General features: G+C 31.9%; 20 protein-coding genes. 12 read left to right on the forward strand and 8 right to left on the reverse strand.

The window, feature by feature from the left end; translation table 11 throughout:
- The first annotated feature begins 2 nt into the window (after positions 1–2).
- The 12 genes from dapA to OJ995_RS08670 all read left to right on the forward strand — a co-directional run bounded on the left by dapA (position 3) and on the right by OJ995_RS08670 (position 14037).
- Positions 3–881: a 4-hydroxy-tetrahydrodipicolinate synthase gene (gene dapA / locus OJ995_RS08615; protein WP_264369046.1), complete on the forward strand. Its 879-nt coding sequence runs from the start codon at positions 3–5 to the stop codon at positions 879–881.
- A 98-nt stretch (positions 882–979) separates the two neighbouring features.
- Positions 980–1786 carry an outer membrane protein assembly factor BamD gene (locus OJ995_RS08620; RefSeq protein ID WP_264369047.1) on the forward strand — a complete coding sequence of 269 codons (807 nt, stop codon included), beginning with the start codon at positions 980–982 and terminating at the stop codon, positions 1784–1786.
- Positions 1787–1795: 9 nt separating this feature from the next.
- A complete protein-coding gene (locus OJ995_RS08625) occupies positions 1796–2110 on the forward strand; it encodes a DNA-directed RNA polymerase subunit omega (protein ID WP_026726592.1) in 315 nt (104 codons plus the stop codon).
- A gap of 10 nt (positions 2111–2120) precedes the next feature.
- Positions 2121–3332 carry a bifunctional phosphopantothenoylcysteine decarboxylase/phosphopantothenate--cysteine ligase CoaBC gene (gene coaBC, locus OJ995_RS08630; protein WP_264369048.1) on the forward strand — a complete coding sequence of 404 codons (1212 nt, stop codon included), beginning with the start codon at positions 2121–2123 and terminating at the stop codon, positions 3330–3332.
- Entirely contained in the window at positions 3322–4215 is an 894-nt protein-coding gene (porD, locus tag OJ995_RS08635) for a type IX secretion system protein PorD (RefSeq protein ID WP_264369049.1), read from the forward strand. The genes coaBC and porD overlap by 11 nt, the downstream gene beginning before the upstream one ends.
- Before the next feature lie 28 nt (positions 4216–4243).
- A complete protein-coding gene (gene recN / locus OJ995_RS08640; RefSeq protein ID WP_264369050.1) occupies positions 4244–5896 on the forward strand; it encodes a DNA repair protein RecN in 1653 nt (550 codons plus the stop codon).
- Positions 5897–5961: 65 nt separating this feature from the next.
- Complete coding sequence (gene fabV, locus OJ995_RS08645) at positions 5962–7149, forward strand: enoyl-ACP reductase FabV (protein ID WP_264369051.1); 1188 nt, start codon at positions 5962–5964, stop codon at positions 7147–7149.
- Between the two features lie 189 nt (positions 7150–7338).
- Positions 7339–9999, forward strand: a complete 2661-nt coding sequence (locus OJ995_RS08650; RefSeq protein WP_264369052.1) for a T9SS type A sorting domain-containing protein — start codon at positions 7339–7341, stop codon at positions 9997–9999.
- Positions 10000–10077: 78 nt separating this feature from the next.
- On the forward strand, positions 10078–11076 hold the full coding sequence (locus OJ995_RS08655) for a glycosyltransferase family 2 protein (protein ID WP_264369053.1): 999 nt from the start codon (positions 10078–10080) through the stop codon (positions 11074–11076).
- 1 nt (position 11077) lies between these two features.
- Positions 11078–11665, forward strand: coding sequence for a dephospho-CoA kinase (coaE, locus tag OJ995_RS08660; RefSeq protein WP_264369054.1), 588 nt, complete (start codon positions 11078–11080; stop codon positions 11663–11665).
- Between the two features lie 71 nt (positions 11666–11736).
- A complete protein-coding gene (locus OJ995_RS08665) occupies positions 11737–13320 on the forward strand; it encodes a sensor histidine kinase (RefSeq protein ID WP_264369055.1) in 1584 nt (527 codons plus the stop codon).
- Between the two features lie 18 nt (positions 13321–13338).
- Entirely contained in the window at positions 13339–14037 is a 699-nt protein-coding gene (locus OJ995_RS08670) for a response regulator transcription factor (RefSeq protein WP_153201734.1), read from the forward strand.
- Positions 14038–14067: 30 nt separating this feature from the next.
- Here OJ995_RS08670 and OJ995_RS08675 read toward each other — a convergent pair whose 3' ends face one another.
- The 8 genes from OJ995_RS08675 to OJ995_RS08710 form a co-directional block, all read right to left on the reverse strand.
- Entirely contained in the window at positions 14068–14793 is a 726-nt protein-coding gene (locus OJ995_RS08675) for an acyl-[acyl-carrier-protein] thioesterase (RefSeq protein ID WP_264369056.1), read from the reverse strand.
- A gap of 2 nt (positions 14794–14795) precedes the next feature.
- Positions 14796–15722, reverse strand: coding sequence for a tRNA (adenosine(37)-N6)-dimethylallyltransferase MiaA (gene miaA / locus OJ995_RS08680; protein ID WP_264369057.1), 927 nt, complete (start codon positions 15720–15722; stop codon positions 14796–14798).
- A 2-nt stretch (positions 15723–15724) separates the two neighbouring features.
- On the reverse strand, positions 15725–17086 hold the full coding sequence (locus OJ995_RS08685; RefSeq protein ID WP_264369058.1) for an exonuclease domain-containing protein: 1362 nt from the start codon (positions 17084–17086) through the stop codon (positions 15725–15727).
- 40 nt (positions 17087–17126) lie between these two features.
- Complete coding sequence (locus OJ995_RS08690; protein WP_264369059.1) at positions 17127–17792, reverse strand: YggS family pyridoxal phosphate-dependent enzyme; 666 nt, start codon at positions 17790–17792, stop codon at positions 17127–17129.
- A 6-nt stretch (positions 17793–17798) separates the two neighbouring features.
- Positions 17799–18326, reverse strand: coding sequence for a hypothetical protein (locus tag OJ995_RS08695; RefSeq protein WP_264369060.1), 528 nt, complete (start codon positions 18324–18326; stop codon positions 17799–17801).
- A 69-nt stretch (positions 18327–18395) separates the two neighbouring features.
- Complete coding sequence (locus OJ995_RS08700; protein WP_264369061.1) at positions 18396–19616, reverse strand: DUF1015 domain-containing protein; 1221 nt, start codon at positions 19614–19616, stop codon at positions 18396–18398.
- 65 nt (positions 19617–19681) lie between these two features.
- Complete coding sequence (locus OJ995_RS08705; protein ID WP_133607522.1) at positions 19682–20572, reverse strand: 3-hydroxyacyl-CoA dehydrogenase family protein; 891 nt, start codon at positions 20570–20572, stop codon at positions 19682–19684.
- 33 nt (positions 20573–20605) lie between these two features.
- Positions 20606–21571 carry a Gfo/Idh/MocA family protein gene (locus tag OJ995_RS08710; RefSeq protein WP_264369062.1) on the reverse strand — a complete coding sequence of 322 codons (966 nt, stop codon included), beginning with the start codon at positions 21569–21571 and terminating at the stop codon, positions 20606–20608.
- Between the last annotated feature and the right edge of the window lie 65 nt (positions 21572–21636).

Here is a 21636-nt window from a genome sequence, read left to right on the forward strand (position 1 = left end):
AAATGCAATCATTTATTGGTACAGGTGTTGCTTTAGTTACGCCATTTAAAAAAGATTTTTCGGTTGATGTTGAAGCGTTGGCTAGAATTGTAAATCATGTTGTTGAAGGAGGAGTAGAGTACTTGGTAGTTTTAGGAACTACAGCAGAATCGGCAACGTTATCACAAGACGAAAAAGAATTAGTTATCGATACTATAATTAAAGCGAATGCGGGAAGATTGCCTTTAGTTTTAGGAGTTGGAGGAAACAACACTCATAAAGTAGTTGAAGAATTGAAAACTAGAGATTTTTCTCATTTCTCAGCTATCTTGTCAGTTTCTCCTTACTACAACAAACCAACGCAAGAAGGGATTTATCAACATTTCAAGGCGGTTGCAGAAGCGTCGCCCATTCCAGTTATTTTGTATAACGTGCCTGGAAGAACAGCAAGTAACATGTTGCCATCAACTGTAATTCGAATTGCAAATGATTTCAAAAATGTAATCGGAATTAAAGAAGCGGCTGGAGATATTGTACAAGCAATGAAATTAATTCAAACAAAACCAGAAGGATTTTTAGTAATTTCTGGCGATGATATGATTACGTTACCAATGGTTTTAGCAGGTGGAGCAGGTGTGATTTCGGTAATTGGGGAAGGTTTTCCAAAGGAATTCTCTGAAATGGTGCGTTTAGGATTAGAAAGAAAAGTGGATGAGGCTTATAAATTACATTATTTATTAGCTGATAGTATTGATATGATTTTCGAACAAGGCAATCCGGGAGGAATTAAAGAAGTCTTTAAATCATTGGGATTGTCTGAGAACACAGTACGATTACCACTTGTAAATGTAAATGAAGATTTAGCAACAAGATTGCACAATTTCACAAGAAAATTAAGTTAAAAAAAAGATTTTTATAGTAATTAAATAATGTCTAAATTTGCAGTTGCTTTTTTAGGTAACATCTTATGGATGTTTATAAAGTAAAAATATAAAGCCAAATGAATAAATTTTTTAGTTTCCTTATACTTACCATTGTATTGGTGTCATGTAGTCCTTATCAGAAGGCTTTAAAATCTGATGATGTTGAAGTAAAAGCAACAGTTGCCAATCAAATGTTCGAGAAAGAAAAGTATGGAAAAGCAATTCGTTTATACGAACAAGCTGCACCTGCTTATAAGGGTAAACCAACTTCTGAATTGTTCTTTTTTAATTACTCAAAAGCACTTTATAATACAGAAGAATATTATTTGTCTGGTTATCAGTTTGAGAATTATGTGGTTTCATATCCTAGAAGTGATAAAAGAGAAGAAGCGAGTTTTCTTGCAGCAGAAAGCTTTTATAGGTTATCACCAGCATATAGTTTAGATCAAACAGATACACAAAAAGCATTAGATAAGATGCAAAAATTTATTGATAATTATCCAAATTCTGAATTTTTACCTAAAGCAAATGTTTGTGTTAAAGAATTACGTGAAAAACAAGAAAAAAAGGCATTTGAGATTGCAAAACAATATCATACTATTGCAGATTATCGACTAGAGTACACTGCAGCTATTAAAGCTTTAGATAATTTTATTGCTGATTATCCTGGTACTCCTTATAAAGAAGATGCTATGTTTTTAAAGTTTGATGCTACATATAGTTTTGCAAAAAATAGTATTGAATTAAAAAAAGCTGAACGTTTTGCTGTGGCCAAAGCTGCATATAACAGTTTAATCAAGTTTAAGCCAAATACAAAATATAAAGAACAAGCCGATAAGTTATTGGCAGATATTGAACAAGAATTAAAACAATTTTCTAAATAAAAGTAAATCATGGATTTAAAGAAAACAAATGCTCCAGTAAACACTATTACTTATAATAAAAGTAAATTAGAAGAGCCTACCGGAAACATTTATGAAGCGATTACTATCATGGCAAAACGTGCTAATCAAATCAATACTGAAATTAAAAAAGAATTGATTGAAAAATTAGAAGAATTTGCAACTTACAACGATAGTTTAGAGGAAGTTTTTGAAAACAAAGAGCAAATTGAAGTTTCAAAATTCTATGAAAAATTACCTAAACCACACGCTTTAGCAGTGCAAGAGTGGGAAGAAGGTAAAATCTATTACAGAGAAGCTAAATAAATCAATCAATATGTCTGTTTTAAGCGGTAAAAAAATCTTGCTAGGTGTATCTGGTGGTATAGCTGCTTACAAAACAGCCAACTTGGTTAGACTATTCATAAAAGCAGGCGCACAAGTACAAGTTGTAATGTCGCCTGCTTCTTTGCATTTTGTTACCCCATTAACTTTAGCAACACTTTCTAAAAACCCAGTGTATTCGACTTTTTATAACGAAGAAGAAGCAAATGGTGAATGGAATAATCATGTAGAATTAGGGTTGTGGGCTGATTTAATGCTTATTGCTCCAGCTACAGCCAATACACTTTCCAAAATGGCAAATGGGAATTGCGATAATTTATTAATTGCAACTTACCTCTCTGCTAAATGTCCGGTTTACTTTGCACCTGCAATGGATTTGGATATGTACAAACATCCTTCTACTTTAGATAGTTTTCACAAACTTAAATCGTTTGGAAACATAATAATTCCTGCCGAAAGTGGAGAATTAGCTAGTGGTTTATCTGGTGAAGGAAGAATGGCAGAACCTGAAAATATAGTTGCTTTCCTTGAAAATGATTTGTTAGAAAAATTACCACTTAAAGGGAAAAAGATATTAATTACAGCTGGTCCAACATATGAAGCAATAGATCCTGTTCGATTTATAGGAAATCATTCTTCGGGTAAAATGGGATTTGATATCGCAAATGAAGCCGCTAATAAAGGGGCTGAAGTAATTTTAGTTTCAGGTCCAACACATTTAAATGTGCAAAACTCATCAATTAATTTAATTAGAGTAACATCTGCTCAAGATATGTATGAGGCTTGTCATAAATATTTCGATAACGTAGATGTCGCAATTGCAGCAGCAGCAGTTGCAGATTATCGCCCAAAAAATGTTGCAGATCAGAAAATAAAAAAGAATGATGCAACGTTCTCTATAGAGCTAGAAAAAACAAAAGATATTTTAGCTTCTCTAGGTGAACAAAAGAAAAATCAGTTTTTAATTGGATTTGCATTGGAAACCGAAAATGAAATTGAGCATGCAAAGCAAAAAATCCAGAAAAAAAACTTAGATTTGATAGTTTTAAATTCATTAAATGATAAAGGAGCTGGTTTTGGAATGCAAACTAATAAAGTAACTTTTATCTCTAAAGAGTTTACAATTGAGCCTAAAGAATTAAAAACAAAAGAAGAAGTAGCTCAAGATATTATTAATAAAGTAATTCAATTTTATGATGCATAAAGTATTAGTAGTAGTGGTTTTCTTGTTTTCATTAGGTAATGTGTTTTCGCAAGAACTTAATGCAACTGTTTCTGTTAATTACCAACAAGTAGCTAATGGAAATCCACAACTTTTTAAAAATCTTGAAACTCAAGTTAAAGAATTTTTAAATACCACAAAATGGACTAATAAAGAATATACTGATGTTGAAAAAATTGAATGTAACTTTTTTATTAATGTTACATCTTATGGTTCTAATGTTTTTGAAGCTACATTGCAAGTTCAATCTTCAAGACCTGTTCTTAACTCTACTTTAGTAACACCTATTTTAAACATAAACGACAAAAATTTCACTTTTCGATTTATCGAATTTGAAACTATGGTTTATGACCAAAATTCTTTTAATTCTAATTTAGTTTCTGTTTTAGCATTTTATTCTAATATAATTATTGGAATGGATATGGATTCTTTTGCTTTAAATGGAGGGTCAAAATACTTAGAAGTAGCATCAAATATTGTTAACGTAGCTCAGTCTAGTGGTTACAAAGGTTGGTCGCAATCAGAAGGAAATAATAACAATCGTAATTTTTTAGTTTCAGATATGTTAGCTGCCACTTTTGCACCCTTTAGAAAAACACTTTATGAGTATCACAGATTAGGTCTAGATACCATGAGTGAAGATGTGAAAAAAGGGAAAGAGAATGTAGCTAATTCAATAGAAACTTTGGCAGAAATTCAAAAAACAAGACCAAATTCATTATTGGTTCGAACTTTTTTTGATGCTAAAGGAGATGAATTGGTTTCTATTTTTTCTGGTGGACCACAAACAAACAACGTTAAATTGCTAGAAACTTTAAATAGAATTTCTCCTCTTAATTCTCAAAAGTGGAATAAAATAAGATAGTTCAATCTCTTAAATGAATATTTAACTTATGTTGCTTTCACTTTCCATAAAAAATTACGCGTTAATAGAATCGCTTGAAACTGATTTTTCCAATCAGTTTTCTGTTATTACAGGAGAAACTGGTGCAGGAAAATCAATTCTTCTTGGTGCTCTAGGTTTGGTTTTAGGTAATAGAGCTGATTTGACTTCGTTGAAAGATAAAGAACAAAAATGCATTATTGAAGCACAATTTGCTATTTCCAACTATAAACTTCAATCTTTTTTTGATGAAAATGATATGGATTATGAAGATAAAACCATCATTAGAAGAGAAATTTTACCTTCAGGAAAATCGCGTGCTTTTGTAAATGATAGCCCAGTAAATCTTCAGGAATTGCAGGAATTGGGGGCTATGTTATTGGATATTCATTCCCAACATCAAACTAGAGAACTAACAGAAGAAAATTACCAAATTGATATTTTAGATGCAGTTGCCAATAACGGAGAATTCGTAGCTTCTTACAAATACGCATTAGCTGATTTCAAATTCACTCAAAAAGAGTTGAAACAATTGATTTCAGAAAAAGAAGCTTTGATTAAGGAATATGAATATAATTCGTTTTTGTTAAACGAACTTTTAGCAGCCAATTTAGTTGATGGTGAGCAAGAAGAATTAGAACAAGAGTTAGAACAATTAAGCAATGTCGAATTCATAAAAGAAAATTTCGAACGAATTTTAGCTATTGCGAATGAAGAGCAAGTAGGTGCATTAGTCAATTTGAAAGAAATCAAAATTTCACTTCAAAAAGTGGCTGGTTTTTCTATTCAAAATGCACAATTGTTAGAGCGTTTGACAAGTAGTTTACTTGAAATTGAAGATATTATTTCGGAATGCGAACAAAACAATGAGAAAATTTTAGCTGATCCTGAGCGATTGGAATTAGTTAATACGAAATTGCAATCCATTTATAATTTACAAAAGAAACACCAAGTTCAAACTATTGCTGAATTATTGGTAATCCAAAACGATTTGGATGCTAAGGTTATTCGTGTTGATGATTTAGATGGTGTTATTAATAAATTGCAATCTGAATTAAATACAAAACAAGTGAAAGTTGATGAAATAGCTATGTCTATTTTTGAAAACAGAATAAAAACAGCACCAATCTTAATTGAAAAAATTAAAGCTATTTTATCACAATTAGGAATGGTAGAAGCCAATTTTCAAATTGAAATTAATCATACGGATTCTTACTATCCAAAAGGAAAAGATGAGGTCGTTTTACTGTTTTCTGCAAACAAAGGAACTAGCTTTGGGTTGTTGAAAAAAGTAGCTTCTGGTGGAGAGATGTCGCGTATTATGTTAGCAATAAAAGCCATTTTAGCCAATTATTCTAAATTACCAACTATTATTTTTGATGAGATTGACACCGGAGTTTCTGGAGAGATTGCAATTAAAATGGGTGAAATTATGAAAGAAATGAGTGCTACTATGCAAGTATTTGCCATCACACATTTACCACAAATTGCAGCTAAAGGAAATTCACATTATAAAGTTTCAAAACGAAATCAAGGAGAAACTACAATTTCAGAATTAAATCTGTTAACTCAGGAAGAAAGAATTCAACAAATTGCTGAAATGTTATCAGGTAAAGATATAACTGATTCGGCTTTACAACATGCAAAAGCTTTGCTGAATTAATTTTTTAAAGTACTTTTGCTTACTATTTTAAACGACAAACAAACCAATTTTAAAAATAGAATATCATGATTATAGAACCAAGAATGAGAGGATTTATTTGTTTAACAGCTCACCCAAAAGGTTGTGAACAAAATGTAAAAAATCAAATCGAATATGTAAAATCTAAAGGAAAAATCAACGGACCTAAAAGAGTATTAGTTATTGGTGCTTCAACAGGTTTTGGTTTGGCTTCAAGAATTACAAGTGCTTTTGGTTCTGATGCAGCAACTATAGGTGTATTTTTTGAAAAAGCTCCATCTGAAGGGAAAACTGCTTCTCCAGGTTGGTATAATTCAGCAGCATTTGAAGTTGAAGCAGCAAAGGCTGGATTATATGCAAAAAGTATTAATGGTGATGCATTTTCAAACGAAGTAAAACAACAAACAATAGATATGATTAAAGCTGATTTAGGTCAGATAGATTTAATTATTTATAGTTTGGCATCTCCAGTGCGTCAACATCCAGTGACAGGTGTTTTACACCGTTCTACTTTAAAGCCTATTGGGTCAACTTTTACAAATAAAACAGTTGATTTCCATACAGGAAATGTAACAAGTGTATCAATTGAACCAGCCAATCAAGAAGATATAGATAACACTGTTGTGGTTATGGGTGGTGAAGATTGGTCAATGTGGATGGATGCTTTAAAAGGAGCAGGTGTTTTAGCAGAAGGTGCAACAACAATTGCATATTCTTACATAGGGCCTGAAGTAACTGAAGCAGTGTATAGAAAAGGTACAATCGGAAGAGCTAAAGATCATTTGGAAGCAACTGCTTTTGAAATTACAGAGAAATTAAAAGATATCAATGGTAAAGGATATGTTTCAGTAAACAAAGCATTAGTAACACAAGCTAGTTCGGCAATTCCAGTAATTCCATTATATATTTCATTGTTGTATAAAATCATGAAAGCGGAAGGAATTCATGAAGGTTGTATTGAGCAAATCCAACGTTTGTATGCGGATAGATTGTACACAGGTAATGCTATTCCAACAGACGATAAAGGAAGAATTCGTATTGATGATTGGGAAATGAGAGCTGATGTGCAAGAAAAAATTGCTAAATTATGGGGTGAATCTACAACAGAAACATTAGTAGAATTAGGTGATTTAGCTGGATACAAACAAGATTTCTTAAATTTATTTGGATTTGGATTTGATGGTGTTGATTACCAAGCTGATGCAAATGAAATGGTGATGGTACCAAGTATATAGTAAAACTAACATTTTTTATTTAAAATGTTACAAAACCCTAACTTAGTTAGGGTTTTTTGTTTTTTGTCGTTTTTTTTAGGTATTTCATCGATATTAAGTTAGTGTTGTTAAAAGGTTTAATCAGTTATAGATATAAGCATTCATATATTGATTAAATTTGTAGTTGATTAACTATAAAATTATAAATACATGAAAAAAATTACTTTATTATTATTTGCCTTTTTTACTTGTTGGCAAATTAATGCTCAGGTATCTTCTTATGCTTTTAGTCAAAGCAACGGTACTTACATGGCATTATCCGCTCCAACTATTTTAGCAACACAAACTGCTACTAGTGGAACTTCTGCTGCTGCACTAGATGATGTAAATTACACATTAGCACTACCTTTTGATTTTAATTTTGCGGGTGTTAATTATGTAACTGGAACAAATATTTATGTAAATACTAATGGTTTTGTCTCTTTTGGAGCTACAGCTCCAACAGCAGGTACTTATGGTCCAATTGGAAGTACAAATGTTTATGATGGTGCTTTATCTGCATTCGGTTTAGATGCTAATGGTGGTTATGCTGCTTTAGGTAGTAATACAACTGGTTCTCCTGTTATTACCATTACATCAGGTACTACAAGTGAGTTCACTGTAGGAGCCTTAATTTCCGGAACTGGAGTTCCTGCAGGAGCAACAGTGGTTTCTTTTGACGCAACACAAGTTACAATTTCTGCAAATTGTACTTCAACAGGAACAGGTAGAACCTTTCATGTTGCTACAGGACAAATTAGTTATGGAATTGAAGGAGTTTCTCCAAATAGAAAACTTATTATTCAATATACTAATTTAAGACCATATAATGTCACTCAAAGAAATTTAGATTTTCAAATCGTTTTAAATGAAACATCAAATGTAATTGATTTTATTTATGGTTCTTCTATTTCAGGAACAACAAGTTCTGCTCCACAGGTTGGTTTAAGAGGTTCAGTAAATACAAGTTATTTAAATAGAACTAGCGCAACTTCTTGGTCTTCAACAACTGCAGGAACAAGTAATACCCAAACTGTTACCTTTCTTAATACTGTTTTACCTACTTCAGGTTTAACGTTTACTTGGACACCTCCAGTTCCATGTTCTGGTGTGCCTACTGCTGGAAGTGTAACTCCAGCAATTCAAAATATATGTTCAGGTACAGTTCCAGCTACTATAGTAGCTACTGGTTTTACAAGTGGTGTTACAGGATTGTCTTTCCAATGGGAAGAATCTAATGACGATGGTGTTACTGATGTTTGGCAAAATGCTGTTGGTGGTACTGGAGCTACAACATCTTCATATATTCCACCAGCTTTTTCTGGAACTACTATTTATTACAGATTAAAAGTTACATGTACCAATTCTGGTTCATCTTCCGAAACTGCTTCAGTTTCAATTAATCCTCCAGCTACTCCGTCAAACCAAGTTACTCTGTTAACTGCAGGTACCGTTACTTTGACAACAATTCCATTATCATGGACAAACGGTAATGGAAATAGAAGGGTAGTTTATTTTAGTAATTCGCCAGTATTTGTTGATCCAGTTAATGGAAATGGGCCAGCATTAACTGCTAATACTGTTTATGCAGGATCAGGACAACAAATTGTATTTGACGGTACTGGAACTACAGTTACCGTAACAGGATTAACTCAAGGTACTACATACTATGCAAAGGTCTACGAATATACAAGATGTGGAGCAGGTCCTTATGATTACTATTATAATGTTACTACAGGTACAAATATTATAACAGTTGCTACTCAATCAGCACCTGCAAATGATAATTTTGCTAACGCTGCTGTTATTTCGTGTGGAAATACTTATACTGGTTCAACAGTTTATGCGTCTTTAGATGAAGATAGCGCTCCTGACGGTTTTGGAGCGGATATGGATGCGCCAAATGTTTGGTTCTCTTTTACAGGTTCAGGTACTGCCCAAACAGTTACATTGGATTTATGTGCATCTTCTTATGATAGTTCTGTTTTAATATATACTGGTACTTCAGGAGCATTAACTCTTATTGGAGGAAATGATGATGATGCAAGTTGTACCAATGGAACTCGTTCGAAAGCTTCATTCAATTCCGATGGTACTACAACTTATTATATTGCAATTGAAGGTTGGAATTCAGGAAGCACAGGTGCTTATTCAATGACAGTTTCTTGTGTTGCAGTAAATCCACCTGCAGTTACAAATCAAGATTGTGGAACATCTTTGGCGGTAAACGTTGATGGAGTAAATGTTGGTTCTGATAATTCTTATGGAACTGTTAATGCTACGCAACCTTCATGTGATTCATTTGGATCAATTCAAGATGTTTGGTTCTCATTTCAAGCACCAACATCTGGTTTAGTTGATTGTGCTGTAACTGTTGGTTCAATGACTTCTGGTAACTTCACGGTTTATTCTGGAACTTGTGCAACATTAACAGAAACAACACTTGCTTGTAATTCAAATTTTACTGGTACAATAACTGAAAATTTAACTGGTTTAGTAGCAGGTAATACTTATTATGTTCAAGTATGGAGTAATGCATCCGAACAAGGTACTTTTATCATTAATTTATCAGATCCATCTTTATCATCTAGTTCTTTTGATAATAATGCATTTACAGCTTATCCAAATCCAGTAAAAGATATTTTGAACTTATCATATACTTCTGAAATTTCAAATGTTCAAGTAGTTAACATGTTAGGTCAAGTCGTATTGGATAGAAAAATGAACGCTACTGAAGGTCAAATCAATATGTCTGGATTGAATTCTGGTGCTTATATTGTAAATGTTACTGTAGGTAATACAACAAAATCAATTAAAGTTATTAAACAGTAATTTTAATAATATTATGATAATGAAAAGTCTCGATTTATTCGGGACTTTTCTTTTTTATATATTTGTAAAAAAATTAAGATGTATTTTTCCTTTATAGTTCCTGTTTATAATCGACCTGAAGAAATTGACGAATTACTGGAGAGCTTGACTAAGTTTACGTCGTCAATTCCTTTTGAAGTTGTAATTGTTGAAGATGGTTCTTCCATTCCTTGTCAGAATATAATTGAAAAGTATACTAATAAATTAACAATTTCATATTATTTCAAGCCAAATTCTGGTCCCGGTGATTCTCGTAATTACGGAATGAATGTTGCAAAGGGAGATTATTTTATTATTCTTGATTCAGATTGTATTATTCCTACAGATTATTTAACTCAAGTTCAAAAAAGTCTTGAAGAAGAATATGTTGATTGTTTCGGAGGTCCAGATGCCGCATTAGATTCGTTTTCTGACATCCAAAAAGCGATTAATTTTACCATGACTTCTTTTTTAACTACAGGTGGAATTAGAGGCGGAAGTGAAAAAGTAGATAAATTTCAACCGAGAAGTTTTAATATGGGACTCTCTAAAAAAGCTTTTGAAGCTTCAAATGGTTTTGGTAATATTCACCCTGGAGAAGATCCTGATTTATCTATTCGATTATGGAATTTAGGTTTTAAAACTAAATTAATCAAAAATGCATTCGTGTATCATAAAAGAAGAATTAGTTGGGAGAAGTTTCAAATTCAAGTAAATAAATTTGGGAAAGCAAGACCTATTTTAAATTCTTGGTATCCACAACATACAAAAATCACGTTTTGGTTTCCAAGTTTCTTTTTATTAGGATTTTTATTTTCGATTCTGTTTTTCTTTTTTTCTATTCCATTTTTCATTTGTTTATATGGATTGTATTTTCTTTTATTGTTTATAAGTTCATTAATTGCTAATAAAAGTTTAAAAATAGCGTTATATTCATTATGGTCAACAGTAATTCAGTTTTACGGTTATGGAAAAGGATTTTTAATTTCTTACTATAGAATTGCATTATTGAAACAAAAGCCTCAAGAAGCATTTCCTGAATTATTTTTTAAGAAATAAGATGACAAAAATTATTGGTTTAACAGGAGGTATAGGTAGTGGGAAATCTACAGTTGCGAATTATATCGCTTCTAAAGGTATTCCTGTTTACATTGCTGATGAAGAAGCCAAAAATATTATGGAAAGAGCTGATGTTAAACAAAGAATTCAAAATTTGTTTTCAGAATCTATTCTTAACAAAGACAATACACTTAATCGAAAAAAAATTGCCGAATTAGTTTTTAATAATTCACGCAAGTTAAAAGAATTAAATGCTATAGTTCATCCCGAAGTCCAACTTCATTTTAAAAATTGGTTAAAAGAACATGAAAATTTTCCGTTTATAATTAAAGAAGTGGCGATACTTTTTGAAACTGGAGGGCATAATCAATGTGACAAAGTTATTTTAATTACAGCTCCAGAAGATTTAAGAATTGAAAGAGCTATGAAAAGAGATAATGTAAGTAAAGAAAGCATTTTAGCACGAATTAAAAACCAACTTCCAGAGGCAAGTAAAATAGAATTAAGTGATTTTGTGATAGAAAATATTATTTTACAAAAAACTTTATTAAAAACTGATGAAATTCTTAAAATTTTAGCAAAACTTTAAAAAAAGGTTTTTATGTTAATCTTTGGTTAATGTATTTTAACAAGAAATGTTAAAATGTTAAATTTGTTTCGATGAATAAGTCAAGGTTTAGATTATTGGTCTTTTTAATGAGTTTGTCATTAATTGGTATCATCTTAGTTCAGTTGTATTGGATTTCGACTTCGTTAGATAAAAATGAAGAGGAGTTCAAATACCACGTTCAACAAGTTTTAGGAAATGTTTCCAATACGATCAAAGAAAAAGAGTTAGTTTCTTTTTATAATTATTACAATAAAATCATTGATAGTACAGGTAAAATTCCAAAAGAAGAAGAACTAAAAGAAATTTATTTCTACGAACGAGATAAAAAAACGAATGAGACGATAATTTACACCAATACCTTAGTAGCAGAAAACTATGGTATTAATGGTTCGTTCTTTGATAAAAAAGCAAATTCAGTCAATTTTGGAAATGTGGTTTCTAAAAGAAAAACAGAAATTTTTAATGGAAATACCATTAACGATGGAAGTATACAAATGCGTTCATTTCCAGATGTTACTATAAGAAAGTCAGGTAGTGTTTCTAGTTTGGATAAAGCAAATTTTGAAGTAGCCTTTAAAGATGTAGTATCATTAAAGCCTCTGCAAGAACGCGTTTCAACTGAGCAATTAGGTAAATATTTAAAAGATGAGCTTCATAAATATGGAGTAAAAACACCTTTTGAATTTGGAATTTACAGCAATGGTTTAGCAACAAAAGTCCGTTCTGAAAACTTTAAATACGATGTTAATACAACCTATGGAATTCCAGTTTTTCAAGATAATGAAGGACTTTCAAAGCATCAATTACTGGTAAGTTTTCCACAAAAAAACAAATTCGTTTTTTCATCTTTAATTGGAATTTCAAGTTTGTCATTACTTTTTACTTTGGTAATTGTATTAACGTATTCAAGTGCTTTAAATCAGTTAATCAAGCAAAAGCAAATTTCTGAAATCAAGACCGATTTTATTAATAATATGACGCACGAATTTAAAACGCCTATTGCTACTATTAATTTAGCTTTAGACGCTATTAAGAACCCTAAAATTATTGAAGATAAAGAAAAAGTTCAACGTTATCTTCAAATGATTAAAGAAGAAAATAAACGAATGCATGCTCAGGTTGAAAATGTACTACGTATTTCTAAATTAGAAAGAAATGAGTTAGACATATCAAAGGAACCAAGAGATGTTACGGAAATTATAGAAGATGCAATTGAACATGTTAGTTTAATTATAGAAGATAGAGAAGGTGTAATTCATCAGCATTTTAATGCAAATCGAAGTACAATTCTTTTAAGCGAAGTTCATTTTACCAATGTTTTGGTAAATATATTGGATAATGCGATTAAATATTCGCCAGCAGCTCCAATAATTGATGTTTTTACAGAAAATATTAAAGATTTTATTGTAATCAAAATTCAAGATCAAGGAGCAGGTATGAGTAAAGTGGCTCAGAAAAGAGTTTTTGAGAAATTTTACAGAGAACATACTGGAGATTTGCATAACGTTAAAGGACACGGTTTAGGCTTGTCTTACGTAAAACAAATTGTTGAAGACCATAACGGTCAAATATTTGTAGAAAGCGAAAAAGGAAAGGGTAGTACCTTTATTATAAAATTGCCATTAATAAATTAAAATATACACACAATTACTATGGAAGCAAAGAAAATATTATTAGTTGAAGACGATCCAAATTTTGGCGCCGTATTGAAAGATTATTTAATGATAAATGATTTTGATGTTACGTTGGCAAAAAACGGAATGGAAGGATTCGAAAAATTTAAAAAAGATACTTACGATTTATGCATCTTAGATGTTATGATGCCATATAAAGATGGTTATACATTAGCGAGAGAAATTCGTGAGAAAAACCAAGATGTGCCAATCATATTTTTAACAGCTAAAACGTTAAAAGAAGATGTTCTAAAAGGATATAAAGTAGGTGCAGACGATTATTTAAACAAACCGTTTGATTCTGAAGTACTTTTAATGAAAATTAAAGCCATTATCCAAAGAAAAGCATCAGAAGTAAAACCAGATACAACTAAATTTGAATTTGAAATTGGTAAATTCCACTTAAACTCAAAATTACGTTTCTTAACTTTTCCAGGACAAGAACCAATTAAATTATCTCCAAAAGAGTGCGAATTATTAAAAATGTTAGCACTTCACGAAAATGATTTAATGCCAAGAGAATTAGCGTTAACCAAAATTTGGAGAGACGATAACTATTTCACTTCAAGAAGTATGGATGTTTACATCGCTAAATTGAGAAAATTCTTGAAACAAGATGAAAACGTAGAAATCTTAAACATTCACGGAGAAGGTTTTAGATTAGTAATCAAAAAATAACAAAAAAGTCCTGAGCAATCAGGACTTTTTTTATTCGTTTATTTCTAATGCAAAGCAAATCTTATCTTCTTTAGAAATTACATATGTATTTTCGTTTTTCGAAATAGCTACTTCATCATTCCAATTTAATTCTTTCAAGAAATTCATTTCAAAACTTTGTATGTGCTGTTTTAAGACAAATTTTCTATCCATCGTATTCAAACACCATTCTAAGTATTTTACGTTGTTTGCATGATTTACAATATCTAAATCTGATAACTGAACTTTGTAATCCAAAACTTTTTCAAAAGGAACATCTAAATTAATTCGTTGCACCGATTTTTCAGTTGCGCTGTGTTCTGGATATTTAATGAAATGTTCGTGTGGTAAAGCTAAATTTTCAGGTCTTCTGATTTGCGTATTTAAAACTGCCCAATACGTTTCGCAACCTGCTAGTTTTTCATCACCTCGATATAATTCCAAACAACGAGTTGAACGCGAATTTTCCAATGATTTTATCCAAGTTTTTACGGTAACTTTCTCTTTCCATTTCGGTAAACTGATAATTTCCAAACGCATTTTACTCATCACCCAAGCTTGATGATGTTCTTGCATATCGCTAAAGCTAATTCCACCTAAATCGGCATGAATTCCCGCCGTAATTTGAAAAATATTGCATAAATCGGTATATTTCAACAACCCATTTGGATAGCATTGCAGAAAGTTGATTTCGTATTCTTGTTCTAAAATGGAAGTAAAGTTGGGTGAAATGGGCATTTTTATAGTTTTTGAATCTGTGATTCTATTGTTGTAATAATCTCTTTTCTATCGGTCATATAATCAAACCAACTCACATTTTCAGTTCGTTTAAACCAAGTAATTTGTCTTTTAGCAAAACGGCGTGTGTTCATTTTGATTTGTTCGATGGCGAAATCCAATGTTGTTTTTCCATCAAAATAATCGAATAATTCTCTGTAACCAACAGTTTGTAACGCATTTAAATGTTTGTTTGGATACAATGCTTGCGCTTCGGCTAAAAGTCCTTCATTTAGCATAATATCAACTCTTTGGTTGATTCTGTTGTACATGATTTCTCTGTCCGCTTCTAATCCAATGATAATAGGAGTGAAGTTTCTCACATTTTTTCGTTTTCCAATAAAACTTGAATACGGTTTTCCACTTCCAATACAAACTTCAACAAAACGCTTCATACGTTGAGGGTTTTGTAAGGTTTGCGGATTTTCTGTTGAAAGTTTTGTATAATATTCCGAATCTAATTTTTGTAATTGCTCTTGCAAATATTCGATTCCTAAACTATCAAATTTTGCATTTATTTCATCTCTAACTGAGTTATCAATATCAGGAAAATCATCAAATCCTTTTAAAACTGCATCTACATATAATCCAGAACCACCCACCATAATTTGAATGTTGTTTTTCTGAAATAATTCGTCCAATTTCGTTAAAGCTTCTTGCTCAAAATCACCAACAGAATAACTTTCAAAAATCGATTTATTTTGGATAAAATAATGTGGAGCTGCAGCTAACTCTTCATCACTCGGAACAGCAGTACCAATTTTCATTTCCTTAAAAAACTGGCGACTATCGCACGAAATAATATCGCAACCAAAATGTTGTGCTAAAGTAATACTTAGCGCCGTTTTTCCTATAGCTGTTGGTCCGATGATAGTGATTAGGTAATTCAACTTTAAAACTTAATTACTTTGTAAACCTTGTTTTTGCGTAAATAGCTTTGAATAATCGTTTTAATATCGCGATTATGTTGCATTGGAATAATGATATTTTTCAAAATATCGATGTTGGTAATCTGATAATTTAATTCGTAAAAACAATAGCCTTTGTAAACACCATTTTCAATTAATACGGCACTTCTTTCATCAAAAGTTCTACCGCGATCAATGATAATCATATTGTTGTTTTCAAAAGCGTTTTCCTCTATAAATTCGGTTACTCTTTCGTTATAACTTTCTGGGGTTTCTTCGCCAATACAAGCGCCATTACATTCTTTTATTTTATGCTGAAAACAATCGTTTTTTGTGATGTATAAACCATTGATTTTCTGGCATAAATTGTGTTTTTCTGTAATTTTAAATAAAGCATTTCTTCCTTCTTGTAAGGTTGTAAAAGACGTAATTTCTTTTTTACGACCATCTGCTTTTTCAACACTTAGCGCTAAATAGCCTGCTTCATTTTTATGCATGTATAAGGCATATTGAAAAATGCTTTTACGTTGCGCTCTATTATAAATTGGCTTATTGATTTTAATTTCTTCACTTTCTTTTAAAAGTGCGATTAATTCACTTCCGGTTTCTTCAACAGTGACAGCAAATACATCGCGTTGTATTTTTTTACTTTTACTTGAAGTTCCTGTGAAATGTTGGTTGACGCGTTTTTTGATGTTTTTACTTTTACCAATGTAAATCAAATCGCCTTTCTCATTGTGTATGTAGTAGATTCCCGTTTTTGAAGGTAAATTTTCGACAATATCCAATAGTTTTGGAGAAATTCCTGATTTGATTTCCGTCTTAATGAAACTTTTTACGATTTCTTTTTCAACGTCTTTTACCATCAACATTTTGAACAACTTTACAGTTGCCATCGCATCACCACTAGCTCTGTGACGATCAGCCATAGGAATTCCTAATGCGCGAACTAATTTCCCTAAACTATACGATTCTTGTTCCGGAATTAACTTTTTAGCTAATTCTACCGTACAAAGGGTTTGCTTTTTAAAATCGTAACCCAAACGTCGGAATTCGGTTTTTAAAATACGATAATCGAATGACGCGTTGTGTGCTACAATAACGCAACCTTCAGTAATTTCGATGATTCTTTTAGCTACTTCATAGAATTTTGGAGCACTTCGAAGCATGGCATTGTTAATCCCAGTCAATTTCACAACAAAAGGTTGAATTGGCTTTTCAGGATTAACCAAACTGATGAATTGGTCCACTACCTCATGACCATCAAATTTATAAATGGCGATTTCGGTAATTCCTTCTTCGTTGAATTGGCCTCCAGTGGTTTCTATGTCGAGTATACAGTACAAGTTAGTGAATAGTGATTGGTAATTAGTGATTAGTTTTCTCTTATCTGGATCCAAATATACTACTTCCTATTCGAACCATCGTACTTCCGCATGAAATTGCGAGTTGATAATCGCCCGACATGCCCATTGAAAGAATTGATAATGGATAATTGATAATTGATAATTCATTTATTTTATCGAAGATAGTTTTCAAATGTTTGAATTCTTTTTCGATTTGGTTTTTATTTTCGGTGAACGTGGCCATTCCCATTAAACCTACGATTCTGATGTTTTTAAAATTATCCTTGTCATGCTGAACTAGTTTCAGTAGCTCTTCCAATTCTTGTTCATCTAAACCAAATTTGCTTTCTTCTTCGGCAATGTAGACTTGTAATAAACAATCAATCACACGATTATTTTTAGCCGCTTGTTTGTTGATTTCTTGCAATAATTTTAAACTATCTACTCCATGAATCAAACTCACATAAGGCGCCATGTATTTGACTTTGTTGGTTTGCACATGACCAATCATGTGCCACTCGATGTCTTTTGGCATGATTTCCCATTTCTCGGTCATTTCTTGGATTTTGTTTTCTCCAAAAATACGTTGCCCAGCATCGTAAGCTTCCATTAAATCCGCTACAGGTTTGGTTTTTGAAACCGCAACTAAGGTAACGTGTGCTGGAAGTTGGGATTTAATAGTATTGAGGTTTTGTTGGATTGACATTTTGTACTAATTATTATGAAATTTAAGTATTTCTAGATTTTTTTCAGTAATCCATTTTTTTAATTCTAAGCCTAATTCATTCTTAATTTCTTTTTCATTTTCTAACTCTGATTCATTTAAAGTATAGCTGTAAACGATATCGTTTTTTGTAATTTTTAGTTTTAGGTAAAATAATTGGTTTTTATAATAGTAAAATTCACCAAACATGCTCTCTTGAATATTGTTGTAGTATAAAATATTTTGATTGAAGTTTGCTTTAATCAACTCAGAATCTTTTTCTTTATTGTATCTCTTTTTTTCTTCTCGAGTTAAGTTATTATAATATTCTTGATTATAGTAATTTAAATAAGTTTTTATTGAAGATCCACCAAAGCCAATTATTTCATTTTTTTCATTTTTAATGTTAATATCACCTTTCATTCTTCCATATGTTCCGTTTGCATTACAAATACTATCAATCTTTGTAATTGATAATTTTTCATTTTGCGAGAAGCAAAAGTTGACAAGCAAGAAAAAGAACAATATTTTTTTCATATCTTAATGTGATTTCTCCTTCGTCGAAATGACAAAATTGTGTTTTAAACTTGAAACCTGTAACCAAACCTACAACTCATAAACCACCAAACCACTTCTAAACTTCGGTTCGATATACGTTGATTTTGGAGGCATGATTAAGTTGTTATCGGCTAAGGCTTTTATTTCATTGATATCGGAAGGGTAGAGCATGAAACCTACTTCAAATTCGCCTTCGTCGATTAAATCTTTTATCACAGAAATCGATTGTTTTCCTGGAATGTAATCAATGCGTTCGTCGTTTCTTAAATCTTCGATGCCTAATATTGGAAATAAGACTTTATCGTATAAAATTTGGGCATCTAAATCATCTAAAACAGTGGTTGCAATGTGGTTTTCGTGTTTGTAAAATAAAGCATAAAAACTACCATCTAAATACATTCCAAATTCAAACTTGTTTTGAGGTTTCCAAATTTCTTGGTCTTTTGCTTTGATGATAAAATTTTCGGATAATTTTTTGATGAACTCTTCTTTGTTCAAACCATTCAAATCGCGAATCAATCGGTTGAATTCGTAAATTTTGATGTTGCTTTCGGCAATTAAAAAACTCATGAAATAATTCAGATTTTCGTTTCCTAAATGCTTGTCTTGTTCGTATAACAATTCCGCTGAAGCCGAACGATGATGTCCATCGGCAATATATAAATTCGGAATTTTTTCGAAATGTTCTTGTAGCCAATCAATTTCTGATTGCGTATCAATTTTCCAAAGTGTGTGTTTTTCTTTATTGGTAGTCGAATATTCGTAAACAGGTTTACTCTTTTTTCGCAACGCAATAAACGTATTAATTTCCACGCTATCGGGATAAGTGATTAAAACGGGTTCGGTGTTAAAATTCGTTTGATGTAAATAATCTTTGAACAATTCCACGCGATATTGCAAGGTGTCTTCGTGTTTTTTGATGACGTTATCTTGGTAATCTTTCACCGAAGTTCCGGCAATAATTCCAGTAAAAGTTTGTCCTTTTGACTGGATTTCGTACAGATAAAAAACAGGATGTTCTTCTTCAATCAGAATTTGGTCGTGTTTAAAATCTTGATATTTATTAGCAACGGCTTTAAAACGCTTTTCCAATGACACTTTTTGCGCATTGGCATAAGCAGGATGAATCACATGCAAAAACGAATACGGATTAAAATCCAACCAAGCAGCAAGCTCAGCCGAACTATAATCGTCATACGTTCTGCAAGTAACTAAGGCAACTTTATCAGCTACCGGTCGAACTGCTTTAAAAGGTTTTATTTTGTCCATTTTTGAGTGATTAGTAATTAGTGATTAGTAACTAGCTATTCACTAATTACTAATCACTTTTCACTTTATTTAGAAAATTGTTTCGAAACTTTTTCTGCTTTTTTGCTTTCTGAGTAATCGTAGAAACCTTCTCCCGATTTTACTCCTAATTTTCCAGCCATTACCATATTTACTAATAACGGACATGGTGCATATTTTGGATTTTTGAATCCGTCATACATTACGTTTAGGATAGATAAACAAACGTCTAATCCGATGAAGTCTGCTAATTGTAATGGACCCATTGGGTGTGCCATTCCTAATTTCATTACGGTGTCAATTTCTTGTACACCTGCAACTCCGTTGTATAACGTTTCAATCGATTCGTTAATCATTGGCATTAAGATTCTGTTAGCTACGAAACCTGGATAATCGTTTACTTCTGTTGGAGTTTTTCCTAATTTAACTGATAAATCCATGATGATTTTAGTCACTTCATCAGAAGTCGAATAACCACGGATAATCTCAACCAATTTCATAATTGGCACCGGATTCATAAAGTGCATTCCGATAACTCTTTCAGGATGTACTACTTGTGCTGCAATTTGCGTAATTGAAATAGAAGAAGTGTTAGAAGCTAAAATTACGTTATGGTCACAAACATCGCTCAATTGTTTAAAGATGTTCATTTTTAAAGTTACGTTTTCTGTAGCCGCTTCTACTACTAAATCACAACCTACAACACCATCTTTGATGTCAGTGTAAGTAATGATATTTCCTATGGTTTTGATTTTATCATCTTCCGTAATAGTTCCTTTTGTAACCATACGATCAAGGTTTGCAGCAATAGTTGCCATTCCTTTTTCTAATGATTTGTCTGAAATATCGATTAATTTTACGGTAAATCCGCTTTGCGCGAAAGTATGAGCAATTCCGTTACCCATTGTTCCCGCTCCAATTACAGCTATTGTGTTCATTTTGTTATTTTAGGATTTTTAGTTTATTATTTATTACTTATTCATACAATCAATAATCTGATACGCCACACGTAATGCTTCGGTTCCGTCTTCTAATGTTACGATGGGTGTGGTGTTGTTATTGATAGCATCTGCAAATGTTTCTAATTCGTCCAAAATTGCATTATTAGCTTGTACATTTGGATTGTCAAAATAGATTTGTTTTTTTACACCTTCTGCATTTTGTAAAATCATATCAAAATCACCTGGAACTTCTGGCGCATCTTGCATGCGAACGATTTCACAAACTTTGTCTAAATAGTCAACAGAAATATAAGCGTCTTTTTGGAAGAAACGCGATTTGCGCATGTTTTTCATGGAGATACGGCTCGAAGTAATATTGGCTACACAACCGTTTTCAAATTCAATTCGTGCATTGGTAATGTCTGGAGAATCTGAAATCACCGCAACACTACTTGCGTTAATAGATTTTACTTTTGATTTTACAACGCTTAAAATAGCATCAATATCGTGAATCATTAAATCCAAAACCACAGGAACATCCGTTCCACGAGGATTGAATTCTGCCAAACGATGCGTTTCAATAAACATCGGATTGTTGATTTTATCTTTCACAGCAGTAAACGCAGGATTGAAACGTTCTACATGTCCAACTTGCCCTTTTACATTGTATTTATTAGCTAAAGCGATAATTTCTTCTGCTTCTGCTACGGTATTTGAAATTGGTTTCTCGATGAAAATATGCTTTCCGGCTTCAATAACTTGTTTTGCACAATCAAAATGTTGCATGGTTGGCGTTACAATATCTACCACATCTACTGCGGCAATTAATTCTGCAATAGAATCGAATTTTTTATATCCAAATTCGGCTGCTACTTTGTTGGCGTTTTCTTCAAAAGCATCGTAAAAGCCTACTAATTCATATTTTTCAGATTGATTTAATAATCTCAAATGTATTTTTCCAAGGTGACCAGCACCTAAAACTCCAACTTTAAGCATAAAAAAGTATTTTCAACAAAAATAGAAATTAATTGATAAATCTTAATTGATAATTGACAATTTGT

This window comes from Flavobacterium lacisediminis (assembly GCF_025909975.1).
Lineage (GTDB): Bacteria > Bacteroidota > Bacteroidia > Flavobacteriales > Flavobacteriaceae > Flavobacterium > Flavobacterium lacisediminis.

Coding starts and splice junctions, on each gene's coding strand:
- OJ995_RS08670 (WP_153201734.1), top strand. CDS start 13,339: ATGGAAGCAAAGAAAATATTATTAGTTGAAGACGATCCAAATTTTGGC.
- OJ995_RS08700 (WP_264369061.1), bottom strand. CDS start 19,616: ATGGACAAAATAAAACCTTTTAAAGCAGTTCGACCGGTAGCTGATAAA.
- OJ995_RS08625 (WP_026726592.1), top strand. CDS start 1,796: ATGGATTTAAAGAAAACAAATGCTCCAGTAAACACTATTACTTATAAT.
- porD (WP_264369049.1), top strand. CDS start 3,322: ATGATGCATAAAGTATTAGTAGTAGTGGTTTTCTTGTTTTCATTAGGT.
- OJ995_RS08695 (WP_264369060.1), bottom strand. CDS start 18,326: ATGAAAAAAATATTGTTCTTTTTCTTGCTTGTCAACTTTTGCTTCTCG.
- coaE (WP_264369054.1), top strand. CDS start 11,078: ATGACAAAAATTATTGGTTTAACAGGAGGTATAGGTAGTGGGAAATCT.
- coaBC (WP_264369048.1), top strand. CDS start 2,121: ATGTCTGTTTTAAGCGGTAAAAAAATCTTGCTAGGTGTATCTGGTGGT.
- OJ995_RS08650 (WP_264369052.1), top strand. CDS start 7,339: ATGAAAAAAATTACTTTATTATTATTTGCCTTTTTTACTTGTTGGCAA.
- OJ995_RS08710 (WP_264369062.1), bottom strand. CDS start 21,571: ATGCTTAAAGTTGGAGTTTTAGGTGCTGGTCACCTTGGAAAAATACAT.
- OJ995_RS08690 (WP_264369059.1), bottom strand. CDS start 17,792: ATGTCAATCCAACAAAACCTCAATACTATTAAATCCCAACTTCCAGCA.
- OJ995_RS08705 (WP_133607522.1), bottom strand. CDS start 20,572: ATGAACACAATAGCTGTAATTGGAGCGGGAACAATGGGTAACGGAATT.
- dapA (WP_264369046.1), top strand. CDS start 3: ATGCAATCATTTATTGGTACAGGTGTTGCTTTAGTTACGCCATTTAAA.
- OJ995_RS08675 (WP_264369056.1), bottom strand. CDS start 14,793: ATGCCCATTTCACCCAACTTTACTTCCATTTTAGAACAAGAATACGAA.
- OJ995_RS08620 (WP_264369047.1), top strand. CDS start 980: ATGAATAAATTTTTTAGTTTCCTTATACTTACCATTGTATTGGTGTCA.
- recN (WP_264369050.1), top strand. CDS start 4,244: ATGTTGCTTTCACTTTCCATAAAAAATTACGCGTTAATAGAATCGCTT.
- fabV (WP_264369051.1), top strand. CDS start 5,962: ATGATTATAGAACCAAGAATGAGAGGATTTATTTGTTTAACAGCTCAC.
- OJ995_RS08665 (WP_264369055.1), top strand. CDS start 11,737: ATGAATAAGTCAAGGTTTAGATTATTGGTCTTTTTAATGAGTTTGTCA.
- OJ995_RS08655 (WP_264369053.1), top strand. CDS start 10,078: ATGTATTTTTCCTTTATAGTTCCTGTTTATAATCGACCTGAAGAAATT.